Here is a 22,590-nt window from a genome sequence, read left to right as displayed (position 1 = left end):
CTAAAAGGGAATCCTTAGAGTCCACACCACCTAGCCTTTCACCAGCTCCATCACCGCCGCGGCGAACGCCTCCGGCGCTTCCTGCGGCAGATTGTGGCCGGCGCCCGGGATCACGCGATGCGCCCGGCGGGCGGTGTATTTTGCCGCGCTGGCGCCGCCGTCGCGCGCAGGCGTCACGCCGTCGTCGGCACCGTCGAGCGAGATCGTCGGGACCGCAATCACCGGCAATGCGGCCAGCCGACGCTGCACCTCCGCATATTGTGGATCGCCATCGGCGAGGCCGAAGCGATGCCGGTAGCTGTGGATCACGACGTCGACATAACCGGAATTGTCAAACGCGATCGCGCTGCGCTCGAAGCAGGCCTCGTCGAACGCCCAGCTCGGCGACCATTGCGACCACAATAGCTTCGCGATGCCGCGCCGGTTGGCGGCAAGCCCGGCGCGCCCGCGCTCGAGCTGGAAGTAATATTGATACCAGAGCGCCGCCTCGTGATCCGGCCGCGCCGGCACCATCGCATGTGCAATGTCCTGGATCATGTAGCCATTGGTGCAGACGAGCCCGATGCATCGTTCCGGCCAGAGCGCGGCACCGACCGAGGCAGCGCGGCCGCCCCAATCGTAGCCGGCGAACACCGCGCGCTTGATGCCGAGCGCATCCATCAGCGCCATCATGTCGGCGCCGACCGCTGCCTGCTCGCCCGAGCGCGGCGTCGCCTTGTCGCGGAACACCGTCGGCCCGTAGCCGCGCAGATAGGGCACGATGACGCGGCAGCCCTGCGCCGCCAGCAGTGGGGCGACGTCGACATAGGAGTGGATGTCGTAGGGAAAGCCGTGCATCAGCATCACCGCCGGGCCGTCGGCGGGGCTGGCCTCGTAATAGGCGATGTTGAGCACGCCTGCGTCGACATGGCGCAATGGCTCGAGCCGCTTGGTCGATGATGCGCGCGGCGTAGGGGCAGTGTCAGTCACGCATAACTCCCTGATCGCTGAGATCTGGTCGACATGGTAGCGCGTCCTGCCGGATTAATCCCCCGGATCGTGTTGCAGCCAGCGCCATGGAGCGATGCGCCGGTCTCATCATGACGGCACGCCAATTGCGCTATAGTCTCGCGGCCGCGGATACCGCCGCAGACGGAACAGGTCATGCTGAGATTGCTCGCCGCACTCGTCCTGCTCGGAACGTTGACCAGCCACGCCTTCGCGCAGGACGCCCAGCGCAGCGAATGCCTGGCGATGGCGAATGCCCCGCCGCGCGCCATCCCAGTGAACTACCGGCGCGTCGCGGCCAAGGCCGACGAGGTCGCGATCACCTATGCCGGCCATTCGACCTATTACATCGACACGCCGGGCGGTATCCGGATCGCGACCGACTACAACGGCGTCTATCAGGCCGGGCGGCTGCCCGATGTCGCGACGATGAACCGGGCCCACGCGACGCATTACACGCTGTTCCCCGACCCCAGGATTCCCCACGTGCTGCATGGCTGGGGCGAGAAGGGCGAGGCCGCGCATTATGCGATGCGGATCGGCGACGTCTACATCCGCAACGTCACCACCGATATTCGCCGCTATTGGGGCGAGGACTCTGGTGGCGAGATGATAAAGGACGGCAATTCGATCTTCATCTTCGAGGTCGCCGGCCTCTGCATCGGCCATCTCGGCCATTTGCATCACAAGCTCGACGACAGCCATTTTGCCGCGATCGGCCGACTCGACATCGTGATGGTGCCGATCGACGGCACCTATACGATGTCGCTCGACGGCGTCTCCGAGATCACCAAGCGGCTGCGTGCCGCCGTCGTGCTGCCGATGCACCGCTTCGCGACCCCGCTCGACGAGTTCATGCGCCTGATCGGCCAGCAATTCGAGATCGACCGCCGCGGCGGCGAGCGCACCTTGCGAATTTCGCGCGACACCCTGCCCGCGACGCCGACGGTGATCATCCTCGACGGGGTGTGAAGTCTCTTACAAGAAGAAGCAAAACCAAACGGGAGTGAAGAATCGATGGCCACCAGCACCAGCACTCTGCCCGCCTCCGCCAGCGGGCTCTATGCCAATCCGCGCGAGGACTGGCTCGCCCAATATGCCGAGGAGATCATCGATCCTGACCGGCCGATCGTCGATCCGCATCACCATCTCTGGGACCGCGGGGGCTTGCGCTATCTGATCGAGGAGATGCGCGACGACATCGCCTCCGGCCACAACATCGTTGCCACCGTCTATGTCGATTGCCGGTCGATGTATCGCGCCGACGGCCCGGAGGCGTTCCGCCCGGTCGGCGAGGTCGAGTTCGCCAACGGCGTCGCGGCGATGGCGGCGAGCGGCGGCTACGGCAAGGCCGCGATCTGCGCCGGCATCGTCAGCCACGTTAATCTTCTGATCGGCGACCAGGCCAAGGCGGTGCTGGAGGCGGAGATCGCCGCCGGCAACGGCCGGTTCCGCGGCATCCGCCATTCCTCGGCCTGGGACGAGGACCCCAACGTCGCCCACATGTATGCGAACCGGCCGAAGGGAATTCTGCTCGATTCCACCTTCCGCAAGGGCTTTGCCTGCCTGGCGCCGCTCGGTCTCAGCTTTGACGCCTGGCTGTTCCACCCGCAGATCGGCGAGCTCACCGACCTCGCCCGCGCCTTCCCCGACACCAGGATCGTGCTCGACCATTGCGGCGGCCCGGTCGGCACCGGCCGGTTCGCCGGCAAGCGCGCGGAGACCTTTCCGGTCTGGAAGGCGTCGATCCAGGAGATCGCCAAATGCCCGAACGTCGTGGTCAAGCTCGGGGGGCTTGCAATGTGCCTGCTCGGCTACGACTTCCACCTCCGCCCCCGGCCGCCGTCGTCGGAGGAACTCGCCGCCGCCTGGCGGCCCTATGTGGAAACCTGCGTCGAGGCCTTCGGCCCAAGCCGTTGCATGTTCGAGAGCAACTTCCCACCTGATAAGGGGCAGTGCAGTTACCAGGTGATCTTTAACACCTTTAAACGGCTTGCTTCACAATATAGCGAAGCCGAGAAGACGGCGTTGTTCTCGAAGACGGCAAAGGATGTCTATCGGCTCGATATCGGGTAAGCTCTCGACTCATGGATGACGGCATCACCATCCGACCGCTTCGCGAGGCTGATGCGGAAGCGGTGGTCGCACTTTACGCGAAGGCAGCTGCGGTGGAACCGCGGCTGGGACCTGTCACGCTGCCGCAATGGGACCAGTTCCTGAAGCTGCCGCAGAACCGTGGCGGGCGCGACTTTCGTATTGCCGAGCGGGATGGCCGGCTCGTCGGCCTCGCCGAATCCTCGTTGCGTGACCAGGGCGCGCATCATTCCCGGTTCCTCAAGATCGTCGTGGCGCCCGAGATGCGCCGCCGCCGGATCGGCCTCGCGCTGATCGACGACATCCTTGCGATCGATGCCGATCCCGATCTCACCGTGCAGACGCTGGTGAGCAGCGATTGGCCGGCAGGAATGGCCTTCGTGACCGCCTTCGGCTTTGTTCATGTCGAGTCCGAGATCGGGATGAAGTGCGTCGAGCCGTTGCAACCGGCCCGTACGCTTGCGGCCGCCCGCGCCACCATCGAGCAGGTGACCGACGTCACCGCTTGCGCGGCCGAGGTCGCACGCATCCACAATGCCGCCTATGCCTCGGACGCCGCATTCCGCCTGTATTCACCGGAGGAGATGGCGCAGGTGCTGACCGAGAGCGAGGTCTGGATCGCGTCGGAGGATGGGCAGGTGTCGGGATTCTGCCTGACCGAGCCGGAGCGGAACTCGATGTGGATCGAATCGGTCGCCGTCGACCCGGCGCGGCAGGGACGCGGGCTCGGCCAGCTCTTGGTCTATCGCGTGCTGAGCGCACACGACGTATCGGTTGAGCATCCCTGCTGGCTCAACGTCTCGAGCCGCAACGCGCCCGCGCTGAAGATCTACCGCCGGCTCGGCTTCCGGCCGCAGCACGAGACCTGCCGCTTCAGCGCCCCGCGCCGCGAGCTGATCGCCGCGCGCGAGCGGAAGCTTGGTTAGCCTACCCTGAATACAAATCTATCGCCGTCACCCTGAGGTGCGAGCGGAGCGAGCCTCGAAGGGCGAACGGCCGTGCTCTCTCCGCGCCGCCTATCCGGGCCGTCCATCCTTCGAGGCTCGCAAGAGCTCGCACCTCAGGATGACGGGACTGAGCTCCGTAAGCTGGGTCAGCCGCGCCCTACGCCCACTCGCCCTTCCGGAACACCGGCACGCTGCGGCCGTCGGCGTGGATGCCGTCGATGTCGGTGTGGGCCGAGCCGATCATCCAGTCGATGTGGATCAGGCTCTTGTTGCCGCCCTGCTCGGCGATCTGCTGAGGCGTCAACTTGTCGCCACCAACGAAGCATTTTGAATAGCACTGGCCGAGCGCGATGTGCGAGGCGGCATTCTCGTCGAACAGCGTGTTGAAGAACAGCAGCCCGCTCTTCGAGATCGGCGAGGAATGCGGCACCAGCGCGACCTCGCCGAGGCGGCGCGCGCCCTCGTCGGTGTCGAGCACCTTGTTCAAGACTTCCTCGCCGCGCGAGGCCTTGGCCTCGACGATGCGGCCCTCCTCGAACTTGACTGAAATATTGTCGATCAGCGTGCCCTGATAGGACAGCGGCTTGGAGCTGACGACGTGGCCGCTGACGCGCCGGCAGTGCGGCGTGGTGAAGACTTCCTCGGTCGGGATGTTGGCATTGCAGACAATGCCGTTCTTGGCGGTCGAGGCGCCGCCTTCCCATTCATGACCGTCGGCGAGCCCAATCGTGAGATCCATTCCCGGACCGGAATATTTCAGCGCATGGAAGCGCTGGCCGTTGAGCCAGTCGGTGCGCTCGCGCAGTCTGGCATTGTGCTTGTCCCAGGCGGCGACGGCGCCGTCCTGGTCGACCCGTGACGCGGCGAAGATCGCATCCGCCAGCTTGGCGACCGCGACGTCCTCGGCATCATCGGGGAACATCTGCTTCGCCCAGGACGCACTCGGATAGGCGATGATGTTCCAGTTGGTGTCGAAATTGACGATCTTCTCCAGCGCCGGCTGGTAGGCGATCGAATTGGCCTTGCTGGCACGCGCGACCTTCGCCGGGTCTTCGCCCGACAGCAGCATCGGATTGTCGCCGACGATCGCAAGCCGCGCGGTGTTGGCGCCGAACGCCTTCGCCATGCCCTCGTAAAGCCAGCCCGCGGCGCGATCGAAGCTCGCATCGTTGGCGTGGCGGTAGCGCGCCAGCGTGAGCTCTTCGTCGGAGAAGAACGGGGTCACGATACCGGCGCCGGCCTTGTAGGCATGCTCCACGACCCGCCGCACCAACGGCATTGCCACTGAGGGCGCCGTCAGCAGCAGATCCTGCCCCGGCTGCAGCTGCAGACCGACCTTGATCGCGACTTCGGCGAGCCGATCGAGTTTTACAGGATCGATCGAGGCGGAAAGATTGCGTTGATGTGCGGTCATGAAGTGTCCGGCCGTGTCGTTTGAGGGTTTTGGGATTCGTAGTCCAATTCGATCCGCATTCGCAAGGTTCCCGCCCGCCGCGCCCGATCACGCGACGGCGAGCAATTGCCTCGAATTTTACCGCTTCACTGAATTAAGCACCCGGTCGACCATCTCGGGCGCGAGGCCGAGATAGTTTTTCGGCGCGGTGAGGCGATCAATCGTCGCCCGATCGATCCGGCTTGCGACGCGATCGTCCGCGGCGAGCGCCTCGGCCAGCGTCAGACCCTTGTCGTTGGCAACACGGCAGGCGTCGTAGACCACATCATGCGCTTCCTGCCGGCCGATCGCGGGTGCCAGCCCCATCATCACGGCCTCAGCCACAATCAGCCCGCGACTGATGTCGAGATTGCCGGCCATCCGCTTCTCGTCGACGATCAGGCCGCCAAGCGCGAATTTGGCCTGGTGCAGAGCGCCTGCGGTCAGCACGAAGCTTTCCGGGATCGCCATCCACTCGGCGTGCCACGGGCCGGTGGCGCGCTCGAAATCCTGCACCATCGCATCCAGCATCAGGCCGGCATGCTGACGCACCGCCTTGGCGGCGGCGAGCATCAGCTCCGACGAGATCGGGTTGCGCTTCTGCGGCATGGTCGAGGACGCGCCGCGGCCCTTCACGAACGGCTCGTAGACCTCGGCGAACTCGGTCGAGGCCATGATCATGATGTCGAGCGCGATCTTGCCGAGCGTTCCCGTAACCAGCGCCAGGAAATTCACCGCTTCCGCCAGCCCGTCGCGCGCGACATGCCAGGTCGAGACGGGCACGCCGAGGCCAAGCTCCTCGCACAGCGCCTTCTGGACCTCGAATCCCTTGTCGCCGAGCGAGGCCAGCGTGCCGGCGGCGCCGGCGAACTGGCCGACCAACACGCGCGGCTTCAGCTCCGCCAAGCGCGCGGCGTGGCGATCGAAGGCGGCAAGCCAGATCGCGGTCTTGTAGCCGAAGGTCACCGGCAGCGCCTGCTGCAGATGGGTGCGGCCGGCCATCGGCGTGTCGCGATAGCGTTTCGAGAGATCGGCGAGGATGCCCCGCAGCGCGGCAATGTCGTCTTCGACGATCTTGAGGCCGTCGCGCAGCTGCAGCACGACGGCGGTGTCCATGATGTCCTGCGTGGTGGCACCCCAATGGACGTAGCGGCCAGCCTCGCCGCACTGCTTCACCATCTGATGCACCAGCGGCAGAATCGGGTAGCCGACGATATCGGTCTCCTGCCGCAGCAGGTCGAAGTCGAGTGCGGCGACATCGGTTCGCCCGGCGATCTCCTCGGCAGCCTCCGCCGGGATCACGCCGCAGCGCGCTTCGGCCTGGGCCAGCGCGATTTCGACCTCGGCATAACGGGAGATCAGCCGCAGATCGGAAAACACTTCGCGCATCTCGCTTGTGCCGAAGGCATCGCGAAACAGCACGGAATCGAGCACGGTGGTCGAAGCGGGGAAGCCGGACATGGACAGATCCTTGGGCGCATCCTGTTGCCGATCGCAGTCGGCAACGTCCCTATCACGGCGCAGGCCTGCGCCCTACCCCTCCGCAGGCACCTCGCCGAACACCTCGGCTGCGATTTTGCTGGTCTCGATCGCAGCCGGAATGCCGCAATACATCGCGACCAGCAGCAGCACGTCCTGCACCTGCGCGGCGGTGCAGCCGTTGGCCAGCGCGCCCTTGGCATGAACGCGGAACTCGGCCGGCTTGCTGCTCGCCGCGGTGATGCCGAGCATCACGAGGCTGCGGATCTGGTCGGACAGGCCGCTGCGCTCCCAGACGTCGCCATAGACATAAGCATTGATGATGTTTTGCAGCGGCGTGCCAAAATCGCCCGCGGCCGCCATCCGCTTGGCGACATCGTCCTCGCCGAACATCTTCTGACGCCGCCGCAGCCCGCGCGCATGGAGATCGCTGATGTCGACCATCGTCTGGCTCCCCTGTATGGGCTATTTATACGGATAATTATGGCGCGCCTCAATATTGCGATAGGCCCGCTGCTTGCATTTCTGACGTGTTTGTCCGTATAAATTTATCAAAGCAGACACGGGAGGGGACCGGAATGAAGTTACGGCTGGGGCTGCTTGCCGTCCTGCTCTCGGCACTTCCGGTCCTGCCGGCTCTCGCGGCGGACGGCTTCCCGCAACGACCGCTCAAGATCATCGTGCCCTTCCCGGCCGGCGCCGGCCCCGACAATGTCGCGCGGCTGGTCGGCCAGCATCTGCAGGACGCCTTCGGCCAGACCGTGCTGATCGAGAATCGCGCCGGCGCGCTCGGCAGCATCGGCGCCCAGGAAGTCGCCCGCAGCGCGCCCGACGGCTACACGCTGCTGATGGGCACCAACACGACGCATGCCAGCAACGTCGCGACGCTCAAGAGCCTGCCCTACGACCCGGTGAAGGATTTTGCGCCCGTCATCCGCACCACCACGACGGCGATGGTGCTGCTGGTCAACCCGAAGCTTGCGGCCAAGGACCTGCCGCAGTTCCTCGCTTACGCCAAGGTTACTCCCAATCTGACCGCGGGTTACGGCTCCGGCGCGTCGCAGATCTCGATCGCACAGCTGCAGTCGCGCGGCGGCCTGTCGTTGATCGCAGCCTCCTATCGCGGCGTGCCGCAGGCGATGACCGACGTGATGGCGGGGGTGATCGACCTGACGTTCGGCGATTTCTCGGTCGCGATCCCGCAGATGCAGGGTGGCACCTTGCGTGGCATCGGCGTGACGTCGGCGACCCGCAACGAGCTCACCCCGGGCCTGCCCGCGCTGTCGGAAGCGATGCCCGGCTTCGAGGCCACGATCTGGTACGGGCTGTTCGCGCCGGCCGGCACGCCGGAGCCGGTGGTCAACAGGATCTACGCCGAATGCGCCAGGTACCTCGCAATGCCGGAGACGAAGAAGAAGCTCGCCGATGTCGGCGTGATCGTGGCGCCGCTGGCGCCCGCCGAGTTCGGCGCCTTCGTCAGGAGCGAGGTCGTGCGCTGGTCGGCGGAGGTCAAGGCGGCCGGCATCCAGCCGCAATAGACGAGAGCTCTGTCGCATCATGGCTCGCGAGACACCTGTTGGCATGATTGGCCTGGGGCTGATGGGATCGGCCCTCTCCGCGCGGCTGATCGACGCCGGCGTCGGCGTAATCGGCTTCGACATCGATGCCGCGAAGAACGACGGCTTGAGGGCCAGCGGCGCCGAGTTCGCCGCCTTCGCCGCCGATGTGGCGGCCCACTGCCGGACCATCGTCATCGCGGTGTACGACGCGGCCCAGGTCAAGGGATTGCTGCCGGACCTCGCCAACGCGGCGGTGCCGCCGCTCGTCATCTGCACCACCACCTGCGCGCCGGGCGAGATCGCTGTGATCGCCGAATTCGCGGCGCGCTCGCGCCTTGCCTTGATCGAGGCGCCGATCTCGGGCACCAGCGCCGAGGTCCGCGCCGGCACCGCCACCGCGCTGGTCGCCGGCGATGCCGATGTCATCGAAGCTGCCGCAGCGACGCTCGATATTCTCTGCCCGCAGCGGATCAATGTCGGTGCGATCGGCAATGCGAGCCGCACCAAGCTCGCCATCAACCTGATCCTGCAGAACAACCGCGCCGCGCTGGCCGAGGGCATCGCCTTTGCCGAGAGCCTCGGCCTCGACGGCGCGACGTTCCTTGCGACGGCGCGGCAATCGGCGGCATATTCCAGGGTAATGGACAGCAAGGGACCGAAAATGCTGGCGCGCGATTTCTCGCCGCAATCGCATATCGCGCAGACCTTGAAGGATGCCGAGCTGATCCTGCAGGAGGCCGGCCGGCACGGCCTTGCCTTGCCGCTAACCTCAGTGCAGGCCGACTTGCTGCGCGCGGCGATCGCGCTCGAAGGCCCCGAGAGCGACAGCGCCGCCGTGATCGAGGCGATCCGTGCCGGGCGCGGCCGGGATGAGGGGCATTCATGATCAATTGTGCGATCGTGGGCCTCGGCCGCTGGGGCCGCGCGCTGGTCGAGGCCGCGCAGAACGAGCCGCGGCTCAGGATCACAAGCGCGGTGGAACCCGACATCACCGGCGCCGCCGATTTTTGCGCGGCTCATGGCCTGTCCGCCGCGACGAGCCTGGAGGCCGTGCTCGCCGCGCCCGAGATCGACGCCGTGCTGCTGGCGACGCCGCATTCGCTGCACCGGAGCCAAGTGATCGCGGCCGCCGCGGCCGGCAAGCAGGTGCTTTGCGAGAAGCCGCTGGCGCTTCGGCGCAACGACGCCGCCGAGATGTTCGCGGCCTGCCGCAACGCCGGCGTGCTGCTCGCGGTCGGGCATAATCGCCGGTTCTGGCCCTCGATGCGGGCGCTGCGCGCGATCACAGCCGGTGGCGGGCTCGGCACGATCCTGCATGTCGAGGGCCACAACAGCAACGAGAACTCGCAGACCATCACGCAGGGCTGGCGGCTGTCGCCCGAAGAGTCGCCCGGCGGCGGGCTGACCGGCGCCGGACTGCATGTGCTCGACGGCTTCGTCAGCCTGCTCGGCCCGGCACGCCAGGTCTATGCCCGGTTGAGTGCGCGCGAGGCCGGACCGCCGCCGCTCGACACTGCAACCTTGGCGATTGAATTTGTGAATGGCGTGAGCGCAACCCTTGCGACAATCCGCGCAACACCGTTCTATTGGCGCGTGCATGTGTTCGGAACGAAGGGATCTGCCGAAGTGCTCGACGAGGTGACGATGGTGCTGCGGAAATCCGGCGAGGCGCCCGCGACGACACGCTATCCGGCGGTCGACACGCTCGCCGCGGAACTTTCCGCCTTTGCCGACGCGGTCGAGGGCAAGCAGCCGTTCCCGGTGCCGGAGGCAGATGTGCTGGCAACGCTCGCTGCATTCGAGGCCGCACTGCAGTCGATGCAGACAGGACACCCGGCCGCCTGCCATATGGCATACCAGTGACCCACCATGTCTGAACAACCGGACAGGGCGAGATCGTCCCGCTATCGCGACATCGCCACCGGACTACAGAGGGACATCCGTCTCGGCACCTACGCGGTCGGCAATCTGCTGCCGACCGAGACCGAGCTGATGGCAAGCTTCAGTGCGAGCCGCCAAACCGTGCGCGAGGCGCTGCGCATCCTGATCGAGCAGGGCCTGATCGTGCGCCGCGCCGGCCTCGGCTCGGTGGTGATCGCGTCCGAGCCGCCGGTATTGTTCACCCACAGCGTCAAGTCGCTGGGCGAGTGGCTGCGTTATTCCAACGAGACCTACCGCGACGTCGTGGCAAGCAGCGATATCGTCGCCGACCGCAAGCTGGCCGGGCTCCTGAAATGCGAGCCCGGCAGGAGCTGGTTCCTGATCGAGGCGGTACGCCGCTCCGACCAGTTCGCCGCGCCGCTCGGCTGGACCGAGATCTACGTGCTGCGCCGGTTCGCCGATGTCGTGACCCGCAGCGACCATGGCCGCACCCCAGTGCACGAGCAGATCGCCAAGATGTACGGCCAGGTCACCGAGCGCGCCCAGATGGAAATCTTCGTGCGGGGCATGCCGGCGCCGATTGCCAAGGCGCTCGGCGTCAAGACCGGCTCGCCGGCGCTCACCGTGGTACGCCGCTACTACGGCCTGCGCGAGGAACTGTTCGAGGTCACCATCACCACGCACCCTGAAGGGCGCTACACCTACACGATGGACATGCAGCGCTCGCTGCGGCCGAAGCTTTAGGGGAAACGCCTTACCGCGCCCGCGCCAAATGCGTGCTGGCAGAGGTGTGCGCCATCTGCGGGGTGCCGCTCACGCCCCAGACCGCGACCGCGATCAGCGCGGCCGCCCAGACATATGGCACAGCATTCAGCTTCTTCATTCCGAGATCATCCCCACGTCCTGGGAGCACTGACCAGTCTCACGACCCTGGTCGTGAATCTCACGACCGAGATCATCAGCGTCTCACCAGGCGTCCGTCCTCACAACGCTACTAAGGTTAGACCTTGTCGGTTTCAGGACGCCTTCGTGCCAATCCGGAAATGATTTCGTCGGAACCGGCCTCTCTCATCCCAATTGATGAGACCGCGGGCCCGACCGGCTTCGGCTCCATTCGAGACAAAGGCAAAGAGAATTTTCTGCCCAAATTTGAGTCAGACGCACAACAAACATACCAAACGTGCGGCCGCTGAATTCTTTTTGATTGTCGCGGCGACTCCGGCCGTGTCATCAGGGCGATGACAGTGTGATGACAAGGGGCCTCCCGTGACTGCCCAACCGGCCAAACCGCAAGGCGGCTCCCGCCGCCACTCCAAGGAAACGCAGGAGGAGGTGGTGCGGTCGCTGGAACGGGAACTGAAGCTCCTGACCGAAGAGCGCCATGAGCGCGCGCTCCGGCTCGGCCTCGACATTGCAGGCAAGACGCCGAAGACGGACCAGTAGGGCCGCTGCCGCGTCTCGACCCTAAGGCACACGATCTTCACCGCTGATTCGCGCGACCGTCTGCCATGGCCGGTGTGTGCTGGCATGCGTCAATCGTGATGCGGCCGCTCCGGGCACGACGGCGAGGCCGTTGCGCGGGGAGACGGGGGATGCGATTCGAATGTCAAACAGCCAGGCTCTCGGTGTCATCACCCGCGCATGCGGGTGATCCAGTATTCCAGAGACGCCAGCGCTTGAGCCGACGGGCCGCGGCGTACTGGATCGCCCGGTCAAGCCGGGCGATGACAGTTTGGGTTGGGACGCAGCTTCGCGTTCTCGCGACATGATTTGTCCGAGCTTTGCTCTTCGTTCCACCCTCCTCTCGCAGAGGGCGCAGGGAAAGCCGGGTGCCGATCGCACCCATGGGCCCCGAGCAATGGGTAGTAAGCTCGGGGGTAGGACCACAGGTGTAACCGGAGCAATCCGGCTTTCCCTGCGCGATGGGTTACGGCTTACTTAGTGCTCTCCCCGGCGAGACTGGGCTTGCTTGTCACCGCCTTCGCATCACGCCTTCGCGTGTTGCGACGAGACACCTGCCGCTAGGGCGTCAGGACCACACGACTTCACCGTCCGCTTCACACGCATTCGTCGACTGCGCGCTCGGCGTCCACCGCATCTCACACCGCGTTCGTGACGATCGCGAAGCGCCCCTCGATCGGGTGAGACGGGCATATTGAACATCTGAGTTGGGTCAGGTGTCAAGCAAAATTCTGAAAAGCCGAACGAGATAGCCGAGGATTGACGGCTCGTAGGATGGGTGGAGCGAAGCGATACCCATCATCTGCGCCGCGGGCATAAATCGATGGGTTTCGCTTCGCTCCACCCATCCTTGCTCTGCTGCGAGGGCTTGCGCCGTCGGGCAACTCAGTGGCCGGGCGCCCGACGGCCACATTTCCGCCCAAGAAAATGAGCGCTCTAGCAAAGGTTGGAAGTCGCTTTCAGAACACTTTTCTTGCAATGCATTTTCAGGTGGGTGCTGCCATGACCTTGATCGATGGCTTGGGTTACCTCGCGTCGGCGCTTGTACTGCTGACGTTCTGCATGAGCACCATGTTGAGCCTGCGCACCGTCGCGATATTCAGCAATCTGGCGTTCATCAGCTATGGATTGGGCGACCGGATCTATCCGGTGCTCATCCTGCACATCATTCTGCTGCCGCTGAACGTGCTGCTGCTGTTCCAGATGGTCCGCCTGCTCCGCAAGGCCAAGCTTGCTGCGGCGACGGATCTTTCTCCGAACTGGCTGCAACCGTTCATGCACGCAAAGCACATCAAGGCGGGAGAAACGATCTTCAGGAAAGGCGACGATGCCGACCTTCTCTATATGGTCGTGTCGGGGCAGGTCAGGTTTCCCGAGATCGATCGCGGGGTATCGGCAGGCGAACTGTTCGGAGAGATCGGACTGTTTTCCCTTGAACGGCGTCGTACTCAGACAGCCGTGGCGGCGACTGATGTGGATCTGCTGTGGATCAGCGACGCTGCGCTGAAGAAGCTGTGCGAGCGCAATCCAGGACTGTCGCTGTATTTCCTGCGACTGACGGCGACCCGGATGACGGAGAACGCGGCCCGCGCAATCGGGGCTGCCGCGCCCAATCCGGTGTAACCGCGCCGGAAGATGCGCGTCGCCTGCCGGTCCTACGGCGCGGACGAAACCGCTGGGCTCGGCAACGGCGCAAACTGCATCTCTGCGACGGCCGAGCCTGCGTATGCACTGGCGATCAGGATCATGACTCGAATGGCGACGAACATGGTGCCTCCTCAGTGTTTTTCTTGGTCTCTCAATGCCAGAGACTTCTTTCGCCCCGGTGAGGAAAGCTGGTTGCTGCAACCTTGAGGGCATTGGTAAGCGAGCCGTTTACGCAGCCACCGCACGAAGTGGGAACCGTTTCACCACGTGGGAACCGTATCGACCGATCGATCGGACCGCTAAACGCGCGGTTCACTGTCGCAGGGCATTGTTCGCCTCAATCAAGAAGGCGCAATCGCAATGCCGATTTTCAGGACGATTCTTGTTGCCGTATCGATTTTTCTTGCCAGTTTGTACGTCTACGACGCCTGCCGCAACGTCGACTTGCTCATGATGGCGCCGGTCGGCGACGTCGTTGCACAGCGCTGGCCGGAAGCGGATGCGTTCCGTCCCACGGCGGCCCCGGTCTCAGCCGCCGCTGCCGACCCGACGCCGGCGGCGCGCGTTAGGGAAACGTTTGCGATGTTCATCCCAAGGGACGGCCGGCGCCATACGCCGATGCAGCGCAGCCTGTGATCAGCCCAGCGATACGCCGGCCTTTGCGCGGCTCATGCCAAGGGTCACGATGCGATGCAGCAGACCCGCGTAGTCCAGTCCGTCATGCAGGGCCGCGGTTGCGAATTCCTGGCTCTTGGCGATTTCAGGATTGGGATTGGCCTCGATGAAATAGGGAACGCCATTGGTCGAGAGGCGGAAGTCGATGCGCGCATAGCCGTCGAGCCCGAGCGTCCGGTAGATGCGTTTCGCCAGCCGTTGAATATGGGCGGATAGTTCCGGCGTCAGATTCCCGGCCGGCCCGTCCTCAATTCCGATGCGCTCCTGATAGCTCGGATCGTGCTTGACCTTCTCGGTGGCGATGTGCCGCGCACTGTGACCGCCCATGCTGCCGAACTTCAATTCCCAAACCGGCAGAACCCGCAGCCTGTTGTTGCCGAGCACGCCGACATAGAGCTCGCGCCCTTCGATGAACTGCTCGGCGATGGCGGCGGTTCCGATCCGTTCATGGATGAAGGCGACCCGCTCGGCGAGCTTCTCGTCGGTGTCGACGATGGAGGCCTGCGAGATGCCGAGCGATCCATCCGAGCTCAGGCTCTTGACGATCAGCGGCAACGCCAGACGCGGCGGCCGCTTGACCTTGCGGCGCATCGGGAATACGGCGAAGGCCGGCACCGGAATCCGGCGATGATGCACTAGCGTCTTGGACAGATCCTTGCCGCGCGCCAGGATCAGGCCACGCGGATTGCACCCGGTATAGGGGATTTTCATCAGCTCGAGATAGCTCGCGATGTGCTGGTCATACACCACCTCGTAATGAAACTCCTCAAGCAGTGTGAACACCACATGCGGCTTGAAATTTTCGATCGCGTCGCGGACCGGCTTGATTTCCTCCTGCACGCCGAGCGGACGGACCTCGTGGCCGGCCGCGCGCAAGGTGCTGACGACGTCGTATTCGGTCTTCCAGGCATTGATCTCCTGGGCGGAGTAGCCGTCCGAGGACTCCGGCGGCACGAAGTCCGGGTGCATCAGCACGAGAATGCGAAGACGTTTCATAGCGCGATCCATTTCCGGCGCGACGGGCCGAACAGCGCGTGCATGGTCTTGGCGGTGAGCAGGATGGTGAAGTTGGTCACAAGCTTCTGCTCAGGGCCGACGGCGCGCAGATTGAGCTCGCGGCAGCGCGAGATCATATCATCGAGCACGGCGTCGAGCGTCAGCTGGTTCTCGCCGGTCCACCGCGCGACCAGCTGCCTGATCTGGGCGCGGTGCCGCCTGATGAAGAGTGAGGCGGCCGGATGCCGTTGATGCCGTGGATCGGCGGAGAACAGCTTGGACAGGTCGCGGTCGTAGGTCTTCGGCGGATTGAAGGCGTAGAACGCCTGCTTCTTCTTGTAGTGCTCGCGGAGGGTCTGCTTGAGTGAATGCAACGGATCGACACGCTCGCGCGATGTCAGCAGCGGCCGCTTGCCGGCAATCTCGCCCATCAGCTCGTCGACATATTCGAGCTTTTTCAGCGCCGGCCAGCCGGCATAGCGCGTCCGCCAGTTCGAACGCGGCCGCAGCCACACCGCGAAGGTCTCGGCGAAATCCTCGTCCGGATGGCTCTGCGCGTACCACAGCCGAAGATGCTGGACATAACTTCGGCTGGCCGGATTGGGCCGGTAGTAGCGCGGATAGTGCCGCGACGACGGGCCGAACAGCTGCTGCCAGCGCCGGCGGCGCTGCAGCTGGTAGCCGTGCTGGATGACATGGCCCGCTTCGTGACGGAGAATGGCCATGCACTCGGACCAGGTGCCGCCCTCGACGTCGAGCATCATCTTCTTCTCGAGCTTCATCAGGCGGGGATGCGCGAGATAGAACGGGATCGCGATCCCCGGCGTATTTGACGGACTGAACCATTCGCTCGAGATCCATGCGTGCGGCCGCAGCCGCAGCCCCCGCTCCTCGAGCTCCTCATTGAGCGTGCGGACGCAGTCCGCCAGCCAGGTGCCCTCGACCTTCACCCTCAGGCTGCTGAGGCGCTGCTCCAGCAACTGCTCATCGGTCAGCTTCTCCCAGGCATAGTTCGGGCGCGGCATGGGTCTCCAGACGTCACGACAAATCGAAATCGGGATGCTGTCATAGGTTGCTGCCGGTCACAACCGCCCGGCCCTCGCGGCGTCCGGCCTTCGGCCCGCCCCGGGCAGCGACCGCGCGGAACGCCGACGCCCTCGCGCTTTCTGCTATGGTCGACCGACATTCACTTAGGCAACTTGAGGGGACGGGAATGGATTATCGGCGACGACTGCTTTTTCACGGCATGGCCCTGTTCCTGATTGGGCTGGTCACCGGCCTTCTTGAGCAGCACTTCAGCAATGTGCGGATGGCGCTCGCAGCGCATCTCGAAGGCGTGATGAATGGCACCTTCCTGCTCGCGGTCGGTGCGATCTGGAGCGAGGTCAGGCTGCCGTCCCGCGCCAGCACGATAGCCTACTGGGCGCTGCTGTGCGGGACCTACGGCAACTGGGCCGTGGCCACGATCGCCGCCATTCTCGGAACCGGCGCACTTTCGCCGATCACCGCGCCCGGCCTCAGCGCCGCGCCATGGCAGGAAACGCTCGTGACCGCAGGATTCATCTCGATCGGCCTTGCGATCATCGCAGCATCGATCCTGCTGCTGTGGGGGCTGCGCAGCAAGGCGGCGCTGGTTGCGCCCAAGGCCTGACCCAGCGCTGCACGGCAGCAGCGCACACTTTCCGGAGCATGCAGCCTCGTAGAGCGAGTGAGCGAAGCGATACCCGGGGTTGGTCACCGCAAAGACCCGCAAGTCGCTGCGCTCATGCGGGCTACGTGGTTGCGCTTTGCGTCGAAACCGCGAAGCCGTCAGCGGCAGCCGTGATCCTGCGCGGCGCGCGCGGCCGCAGCCGCACGCCGCTGCAACAATTCGCGCTCCCGCGTATTGCCGGCGAGATCAGCCGCGGCCTCGAACGCGACGCGGGCCTCCTCGAAGCGGCTCAGGCGGTGCAACAGGTCGCCGCGCACACTCGGCAGCAGATGATAGGATTTCAGCGCCGGCTCGTGCGCGAGACCGTCGACGATCGCAAGCGCGGCGAGCGGGCCTTCCGCCATGCCGATCGCGACCGCGCGGTTGAGCTCGATCACGGGCGAATTTACCAGCGCGACGAGATCGCCGTAGAGGGTAGCGATGCGGCGCCAATCGGTCGCGTCCGATGTCCCGGCCTCGGCGTGGCAGGCGACGATCGCAGCCTGCAGCGCATAGAAGCCGCCGGCGCCGCCGAGCTCGCGGGCGCGCGCCAGTGCGAGCTGGCCGCGGCGGATTTGCAGGCGGTCCCAGCGGGCACGGTTCTGGTCCATCAGCAGGATCGGCTCGCCGTTCGCATCGGTGCGCGCCGCCATCCGCGAGGCGTTGAGCTCCATCAGCGCGGTGAGGCCGTGCGCTTCCGGCTCCAATGGGGCGATCGCGGTCAGCACGCGGCCCAGGCGCAGCGCCCCGTTGCAGAGCTGCGGCCGCAGCCATTGGTCGCCGGTCGCCGCGGTATAGCCCTCGTTGAAGATGAGGTAGACGATTTCGAGCACCGAGGCGAGCCGCTCCGACAATTCCGCGCCGCGCGGCGTTTCGTAGGCGAGGCCGGATTCCGACAGCGTGCGCTTGGCGCGCACGATACGCTGGGCGATCGCCGCCTCGGTCTGCAGGAAGGCGCGCGCGATCTCCTCGGTGGTCAGGCCGCAGATCATTCTGAGCGCCAGCGCGGCGCGGGCCTCGCGCGACAGAAGCGGATGGCAGGCGGTGAAGATCAGCCGCAGCAATTCGTCGCCGATATCGTCGTCTAGCGCGGAATCGAAATCGGGCATGGTCTCCTGCTCCCGCGCCAGATCGTGCGCAAGCATGCCGTGCCGCCGGCTGAGCATGCGATTGCGCCTGAGATGATCGAGCGCGCGGCGCTTGGCGGTCGCCATCAGCCAGGCGCCCGGTTTCTCCGGCACGCCGCTGACCGGCCAATGCTCGAGCGCCGCGATCAGCGCTTCCTGGGTCAGGTCCTCGGCGAGCGGCACGTCGCGCAGCATCCGCGATAGGCTGGTGATCAGCCGCGGCTGCTCGATGCGCCATACACCGAGAATGGTGCGCTGGATGTCGTCCGCGGTCACGCCGGACACCGGCAACACGCCATCATCGTCAGCACTCCATGAAGGGACGAACCTCGCATGACAGTTCCCAATCCGGCATGTGGTCAAGATGAAGCTGCATGAACTCGACCGCGCGCGCCACGGCTTCCTCCTTGTCCTTCAGCTCGAAAACCGCGTAACCGCCGACCACCTCCTTGGCCTCCATGAAAGGACCATCGGTGACGGTGAGCTTGCGGTCCTTGATTTTCACTTCCGCGCCCGCCGTGCGCGGCAGCAGTGCGCCGGTATCAAGCATGCGGCCGGCCGCGATCTCGCGTTCGGCGAGCTTGCCGATCGCCTCCCTCAATGCGGGATTTGGCAGCATCGGCTTCTCGGCGACCAGGACATACATGAAGCGCATCGCGTGCCCTCCCTACTCGCCGCACTGGCCGGCAAAGCCGGCAAAGGCGCGGACCTCGCAGGTGCCTTCCCAGCCCGGCATGTGGTCCCTGTGCAGCTGCATGAACTCGACCGCGAGCGCCACCGCCTCCTCCTTGCTGCGCAGCTCCGAGATGGCATAGCCGCCGATCACCTCCTTGGCCTCGACGAAGGGGCCGTCGACGACGCTGAGCTCGCCGCCGACCAGGCGGACCTGCGCGCCAGTGGCAAGCGGCATCAGGCCGGCATTGTCGATCATGCGGCCGGCCTTGATCTCGCGGTCGGCGAGCTTGTGCATCGCCTCCAGCAGTTCCGGGGTCGGCTGCTGCGGCGGCTGGGACGAGAGGACGATCGACATAAAGCGCATGAAATGCTCCTGTTCCCGGCGAGCGGCAGGATTATTGCGGTGAAATCGGCTCGCTATGGGGGACGACGATCCGGGGCGGGCAGGATCGACAGGGGGCTGGGAATTATTTTTGAGTATTGCTGCGTAAGAGGGCGACAACCCCCTCCCCGTCACCCTGAGGTGCGAGCCTTGCGGCGCAAGTGCGCCGCTGGGCGAGCCTCGAAGGGTGCGCGGCCCGGCTGGTGGCCCGTCGATCCTTCGAGACGCCGCTTCGCGGCTCCTCAGGATGACGGAGAACTAGGCCCGCAAGCGGGAGAGGCAAGCGACCCTACTGCTCCCGCAGCATGATCAGGGGGTCGGCGCTGTCGGGGACGCGGCGCCACTGGGCGTTGTCGTCGGCCTCGAACTGCCAGGTCTCGCCCTTGGGCGACATCAGGACCATCTGGCCGTGGTCGAGTCGCCACAGCGTCGGGTTGAAGGCCGCGACCGCCGGATCGCATTTGCCTTTCAGGAACACCTGGAAATTGTCGTTGCCAGCCTCGGTGTTGGTCAGCACCAGCACGCAGATCGCCTGGCCATTGCCGCGCACCATCGACCAGTCGCCGATCATCTGGTCCATCGACTTGGCGAGCGAACGGGCGGCGGCGAGGTTTTGCAGGATGTAGACGCCTTCGTTGGTGCGCATGCCCTCGAAGATGCCGGTCTCGACCTCGGTGAAATCGATCACCGCCTCGCCGGCCGCGTTCTGCAGCCGCACGATGTCGCCGAGGCCCTTGATGCTCCAGCCGGCGATGTCCTTGGTGTAAGGCAGCGCGGCGGCGCAGGCCGGCTCGAGCTCGAGCTTGAAGCCTTGCGGCGTCGCATCCGGTTTCAGCGTCACGACGCAGGTCTTGCTGCGCTCGGTGGTGGCGAGCTCCCACTGCCCGATCATGTCCTTCTTCAACGTCGAGGCATCCTGCGCCGCTGCCGGACCGCATGCGGCCAGCAGCAGCAGGAGCGCGACGTTGAAGCGGGACAGCGGCATCAGCGGCCCTTCACCGGGGTTTCGGCAACCGGCGTCAGCGGCGGCTTGCCGGCGAACCAGTTCTTGATGTTGTCGACCACGAGCTGGTCCATCGCATTGCGCGTCACCACAGAGGCCGAGCCGATATGCGGCAGCAGCACGACGTTCTGCATCGCCTTCAGCTCGTCCGGCACGTTCGGCTCGGCCGCGAACACGTCGAGGCCGGCGGCCAGGATCGTGCCGGATTTCAGCGCCGCGACCAGCGCCGGCTCGTCGACCACCGAGCCGCGCGCGACATTGATCAGCACGCCGCGCGGGCCGAGCGCCTTCAGCACGTCGGCATTGATCATCTTCGCCGTCGAAGCGCCACCCGGCACGATGACGATCAGGGTGTCGACCGCCTTCGCCATCTCGATCAGATCGGGATAGTGCTTGTAGGCGACGTCCTTGGACGGATTGCGCGAGTGATAGGACACCGGCACGCGCGACGCCTCGAGGCGGCGGCCGATCGCCTGGCCGATCCGGCCCATGCCGACGATGCCGATCTTGCGGTCGCGCAACGAGCCGACGCTGAGCGGATAGTTCTGGGTCTGCCACAGGCCGGAGCGCACGTAGCGGTCGGCCTTGACGAACTCGCGCAGCGTCGCGATCAACAGCCCCATCGCGACGTCGGCGACCTCCTCGGTCAGCACATCGGGCGTATTGGTGACCACAATATTGTGATCGCGGGCGTAATGGGAATCGACGTGGTCGTAGCCAACGCCGAAGCTGCCGACGATCTCGAGTTTCGGAAACAGCGCCATCGCGGTCTTGTCGGTCGCCATCGTGTGATAGGTGACGGCGATGCCGCGGATCTTGGCGAGCGTGTCGGGCGTCAGCCGTTCGAGGTCGCCGCGGCTTTCGGCCCGGTGCAGCACGTATTGATCGGAAAAGCCGTTTTCGAGGATTGGCCTGACAGGTCCATAGATCAACAGATCGATCTTTTCGGAAGAAATCGGGGCCATCAATTGTCCTTTCCTAACGCGCTCTCATGCCAACGCCGCAACAGAAGGTGCGAAACTAGCGCCAGCACCCCATAGATGACAATCCCGGCCAGCGATAGCAGCAGAAGTGCTGCAAACATGCGGGGAATATTCAGCCGGTAGCCCGATTCAGCGATCCGGAACGCCAGGCCCGAGCCGGCGCCAGCGCTGCCCGCCGCGATCTCCGCGACCACGGCGCCGATCAGCGACAGCCCGCCGGCGATGCGCAGGCCGCCGAGGATATAGGGCAGCGCCGCTGGCAGCTTCAGGAACAGCAACGTCTGCAGCCGTGAGGCGCCATACAATTGAAACAATCCGGCGAGGTTGCGATCGACCGAGTTGAGGCCGAGCGTCGTGTTCGAAAGCACCGGAAAGAACGCCACGATCCAGGCGCAGACGATCACGGCGGTCTGCTGCTGCAGATAGATCAGGAGCAACGGCGCGATCGCGATCACGGGCGTGACCTGCAGCACCACGGCATAGGGAAACAGCGAATATTCCAGCCATTTCGACTGGTTGAACAGCAGCGCCAGCACGACGCCGCCGATCGCGGCGGCAACGAAGCCTTCGAGCGTGGTCAACAGCGTGACGCCGAGCGATTGCGACAGCACCGGCCAGTCCGCAACCAGCGTCTTCAGCACCAATAGCGGGCTCGGCAGCACATAGGGCTGAATGGCATAGGCGCGGACGACGGCTTCCCAGAGCACGAGGCCCGCGGCAAACACCGCGACGGGAAGCAGGAAGCGCACGAGATCCTGCGGAGACTTCATCCGCCCGCCTGCCCTGCATAAGACGGCGCCAGCGCACCCGAGACCTCGCGGCAGAACGCGGCATATTCGGCCGAGGTGCGGAACTCCTCGCCGCGCGGCTCGGAGGACGTGATGCGAAACTCGGCACCGATCCGGCCCGGGCGCGCGGTCATCACGATCACGCGTTGCGACAGATAAACCGACTCGAACACCGAGTGCGTCACGAAGATGACGGTCTTGTGCAAATTGCGCCACAGCGACAGCAGGTCGTTGTTGAGGCGAAAGCGCGTGATCTCGTCGAGCGCCGCGAACGGCTCGTCCATCAACAGGATATCCGGATCGGTGACCAGCGCGCGGGCCAGCGACACCCGCATCTTCATGCCGCCGGACAATTCGCGCGGATAGGCGGTCGCGAACTCGCTGAGCCCGACCTGATCCAGCGCCGCATCGATGCCTGCACCGGCATCGGTCGCAGGCACCCGGGCGAGCTTCAGCGGCAGCCGGACATTGTCGCGCACATTGGCCCATGGCATCAGGGTCGGCTCCTGAAACACGAAGCCGATCCTGTGGCTGCCGCGCTGCTCGGTGCCGTGATGCGCGAGCTCGACCGTGCCGGCGCTGGGCGTGGCGAGGCCGGCAATCAGGCGTAGCGCGGTAGATTTGCCGCAACCGGAGGGCCCGAGCAGCGAGACGAACTCGCCGCTGTCGACATCGAGGTCGAGCGGCCCGAGCGCCGTCACACCAGAGTCATAGGTCTTGGTGACGCCGCGCAGGCGCACGGCTGACCGGGCATCGGATCCAGACAACGCAGCCCCCGCCATCC

At 65.3% G+C, this 22,590-nt stretch carries 25 protein-coding genes; 11 read left to right on the top strand and 14 right to left on the bottom strand.

Features of this window, described 5'->3' with window-relative positions; genetic code table 11:
- Window positions 1-30 precede the first annotated feature (30 nt).
- On the bottom strand, window positions 31-969 hold the full coding sequence (locus WDM24_RS02585; RefSeq protein ID WP_338830345.1) for an alpha/beta hydrolase: 939 nt from the start codon (window positions 967-969) through the stop codon (window positions 31-33).
- Between the two features lie 174 nt (window positions 970-1,143).
- Here WDM24_RS02585 and WDM24_RS02580 point away from each other — a divergent pair, with 174 nt between their 5' ends.
- Genes WDM24_RS02580 through WDM24_RS02570 form a run of 3 tightly spaced genes read left to right on the top strand, consistent with a single transcriptional unit; the run spans window position 1,144 to window position 4,007 of the window.
- Window positions 1,144-1,959, top strand: a complete 816-nt coding sequence (locus WDM24_RS02580; protein WP_338830344.1) for an MBL fold metallo-hydrolase — start codon at window positions 1,144-1,146, stop codon at window positions 1,957-1,959.
- A 45-nt stretch (window positions 1,960-2,004) separates the two neighbouring features.
- Window positions 2,005-3,063, top strand: a complete 1,059-nt coding sequence (locus WDM24_RS02575) for an amidohydrolase family protein (protein WP_338830343.1) — start codon at window positions 2,005-2,007, stop codon at window positions 3,061-3,063.
- Window positions 3,064-3,074: 11 nt separating this feature from the next.
- On the top strand, window positions 3,075-4,007 hold the full coding sequence (locus WDM24_RS02570) for a GNAT family N-acetyltransferase (RefSeq protein WP_338830342.1): 933 nt from the start codon (window positions 3,075-3,077) through the stop codon (window positions 4,005-4,007).
- Window positions 4,008-4,185: 178 nt separating this feature from the next.
- On the opposite strand, the gene WDM24_RS02565 is transcribed toward WDM24_RS02570, so the two are convergent.
- The 3 genes from WDM24_RS02565 to WDM24_RS02555 all read right to left on the bottom strand — a co-directional run bounded on the left by WDM24_RS02565 (window position 4,186) and on the right by WDM24_RS02555 (window position 7,383).
- Window positions 4,186-5,442, bottom strand: a complete 1,257-nt coding sequence (locus WDM24_RS02565) for an aminopeptidase (RefSeq protein WP_338830340.1) — start codon at window positions 5,440-5,442, stop codon at window positions 4,186-4,188.
- Window positions 5,443-5,559: 117 nt separating this feature from the next.
- Window positions 5,560-6,921, bottom strand: coding sequence for an adenylosuccinate lyase family protein (locus WDM24_RS02560; protein WP_338830339.1), 1,362 nt, complete (start codon window positions 6,919-6,921; stop codon window positions 5,560-5,562).
- 72 nt (window positions 6,922-6,993) lie between these two features.
- On the bottom strand, window positions 6,994-7,383 hold the full coding sequence (locus tag WDM24_RS02555; protein ID WP_338830337.1) for a carboxymuconolactone decarboxylase family protein: 390 nt from the start codon (window positions 7,381-7,383) through the stop codon (window positions 6,994-6,996).
- A 134-nt stretch (window positions 7,384-7,517) separates the two neighbouring features.
- Here WDM24_RS02555 and WDM24_RS02550 point away from each other — a divergent pair, with 134 nt between their 5' ends.
- The 4 genes from WDM24_RS02550 to WDM24_RS02535 are packed head-to-tail and all read left to right on the top strand — an operon-like array spanning window position 7,518 to window position 11,123.
- On the top strand, window positions 7,518-8,477 hold the full coding sequence (locus tag WDM24_RS02550; protein ID WP_338830336.1) for a Bug family tripartite tricarboxylate transporter substrate binding protein: 960 nt from the start codon (window positions 7,518-7,520) through the stop codon (window positions 8,475-8,477).
- A 19-nt stretch (window positions 8,478-8,496) separates the two neighbouring features.
- The gene (locus tag WDM24_RS02545) at window positions 8,497-9,384 is read left to right on the top strand and encodes an NAD(P)-dependent oxidoreductase (protein ID WP_338830335.1); all 888 of its coding nucleotides are present in this window, start codon (window positions 8,497-8,499) and stop codon (window positions 9,382-9,384) included.
- Window positions 9,381-10,361: a Gfo/Idh/MocA family oxidoreductase gene (locus tag WDM24_RS02540; RefSeq protein ID WP_338694932.1), complete on the top strand. Its 981-nt coding sequence runs from the start codon at window positions 9,381-9,383 to the stop codon at window positions 10,359-10,361. Before WDM24_RS02545 ends, WDM24_RS02540 begins: the two co-directional genes overlap by 4 nt.
- 6 nt (window positions 10,362-10,367) lie before the next feature.
- Window positions 10,368-11,123 (top strand): GntR family transcriptional regulator, encoded by a 756-nt coding sequence (locus WDM24_RS02535; protein WP_029078007.1) that lies wholly within the window; start codon window positions 10,368-10,370, stop codon window positions 11,121-11,123.
- Window positions 11,124-11,133: 10 nt separating this feature from the next.
- Here the strand turns inward: WDM24_RS02535 and WDM24_RS02530 are convergent, their stop codons facing one another.
- Window positions 11,134-11,262 carry a hypothetical protein gene (locus WDM24_RS02530; RefSeq protein WP_275949049.1) on the bottom strand — a complete coding sequence of 43 codons (129 nt, stop codon included), beginning with the start codon at window positions 11,260-11,262 and terminating at the stop codon, window positions 11,134-11,136.
- A 383-nt stretch (window positions 11,263-11,645) separates the two neighbouring features.
- Here WDM24_RS02530 and WDM24_RS02525 point away from each other — a divergent pair, with 383 nt between their 5' ends.
- The 3 genes from WDM24_RS02525 to WDM24_RS02515 all read left to right on the top strand — a co-directional run bounded on the left by WDM24_RS02525 (window position 11,646) and on the right by WDM24_RS02515 (window position 14,123).
- Complete coding sequence (locus WDM24_RS02525) at window positions 11,646-11,822, top strand: hypothetical protein (RefSeq protein ID WP_338694924.1); 177 nt, start codon at window positions 11,646-11,648, stop codon at window positions 11,820-11,822.
- A 1,020-nt stretch (window positions 11,823-12,842) separates the two neighbouring features.
- Window positions 12,843-13,463 (top strand): Crp/Fnr family transcriptional regulator, encoded by a 621-nt coding sequence (locus tag WDM24_RS02520; RefSeq protein WP_165126799.1) that lies wholly within the window; start codon window positions 12,843-12,845, stop codon window positions 13,461-13,463.
- Between the two features lie 384 nt (window positions 13,464-13,847).
- A complete protein-coding gene (locus WDM24_RS02515; protein ID WP_338830334.1) occupies window positions 13,848-14,123 on the top strand; it encodes a hypothetical protein in 276 nt (91 codons plus the stop codon).
- Here the strand turns inward: WDM24_RS02515 and WDM24_RS02510 are convergent, their stop codons facing one another.
- A complete protein-coding gene (locus WDM24_RS02510; RefSeq protein ID WP_338830333.1) occupies window positions 14,124-15,158 on the bottom strand; it encodes a D-alanine--D-alanine ligase family protein in 1,035 nt (344 codons plus the stop codon).
- Window positions 15,155-16,183 (bottom strand): putative zinc-binding metallopeptidase, encoded by a 1,029-nt coding sequence (locus tag WDM24_RS02505; RefSeq protein ID WP_338830332.1) that lies wholly within the window; start codon window positions 16,181-16,183, stop codon window positions 15,155-15,157. Before WDM24_RS02505 ends, WDM24_RS02510 begins: the two co-directional genes overlap by 4 nt.
- 188 nt (window positions 16,184-16,371) lie before the next feature.
- On the opposite strand from WDM24_RS02505, the gene WDM24_RS02500 reads away from it, so the two are divergent.
- Window positions 16,372-16,809, top strand: coding sequence for a hydrogenase (locus tag WDM24_RS02500; protein WP_166299229.1), 438 nt, complete (start codon window positions 16,372-16,374; stop codon window positions 16,807-16,809).
- Window positions 16,810-16,967: 158 nt separating this feature from the next.
- On the opposite strand, the gene WDM24_RS02495 is transcribed toward WDM24_RS02500, so the two are convergent.
- From WDM24_RS02495 to WDM24_RS02465, 7 genes are all read right to left on the bottom strand, one after another.
- A complete protein-coding gene (locus WDM24_RS02495) occupies window positions 16,968-18,251 on the bottom strand; it encodes an RNA polymerase sigma factor (RefSeq protein ID WP_414645805.1) in 1,284 nt (427 codons plus the stop codon).
- Window positions 18,252-18,279: 28 nt separating this feature from the next.
- Window positions 18,280-18,630 (bottom strand): YciI family protein, encoded by a 351-nt coding sequence (locus WDM24_RS02490; RefSeq protein ID WP_029083234.1) that lies wholly within the window; start codon window positions 18,628-18,630, stop codon window positions 18,280-18,282.
- 12 nt (window positions 18,631-18,642) lie between these two features.
- On the bottom strand, window positions 18,643-19,014 hold the full coding sequence (locus WDM24_RS02485) for a YciI family protein (RefSeq protein WP_338694911.1): 372 nt from the start codon (window positions 19,012-19,014) through the stop codon (window positions 18,643-18,645).
- A gap of 307 nt (window positions 19,015-19,321) precedes the next feature.
- A complete protein-coding gene (locus WDM24_RS02480; RefSeq protein WP_338830330.1) occupies window positions 19,322-20,017 on the bottom strand; it encodes an AprI/Inh family metalloprotease inhibitor in 696 nt (231 codons plus the stop codon).
- Complete coding sequence (locus WDM24_RS02475; RefSeq protein ID WP_338830329.1) at window positions 20,017-21,000, bottom strand: 2-hydroxyacid dehydrogenase; 984 nt, start codon at window positions 20,998-21,000, stop codon at window positions 20,017-20,019. The genes WDM24_RS02480 and WDM24_RS02475 overlap by 1 nt, the downstream gene beginning before the upstream one ends.
- On the bottom strand, window positions 21,000-21,788 hold the full coding sequence (locus tag WDM24_RS02470) for an ABC transporter permease (protein ID WP_338830328.1): 789 nt from the start codon (window positions 21,786-21,788) through the stop codon (window positions 21,000-21,002). Before WDM24_RS02470 ends, WDM24_RS02475 begins: the two co-directional genes overlap by 1 nt.
- Window positions 21,785-22,588, bottom strand: coding sequence for an ABC transporter ATP-binding protein (locus WDM24_RS02465; protein ID WP_338830327.1), 804 nt, complete (start codon window positions 22,586-22,588; stop codon window positions 21,785-21,787). The genes WDM24_RS02470 and WDM24_RS02465 overlap by 4 nt, the downstream gene beginning before the upstream one ends.
- Between the last annotated feature and the right edge of the window lie 2 nt (window positions 22,589-22,590).

It is taken from the genome of Bradyrhizobium sp. 27S5, assembly GCF_037217225.1.
GTDB lineage: Bacteria > Pseudomonadota > Alphaproteobacteria > Rhizobiales > Xanthobacteraceae > Bradyrhizobium > Bradyrhizobium septentrionale.
This window is presented reverse-complemented; position numbering and strand designations above follow the sequence as displayed.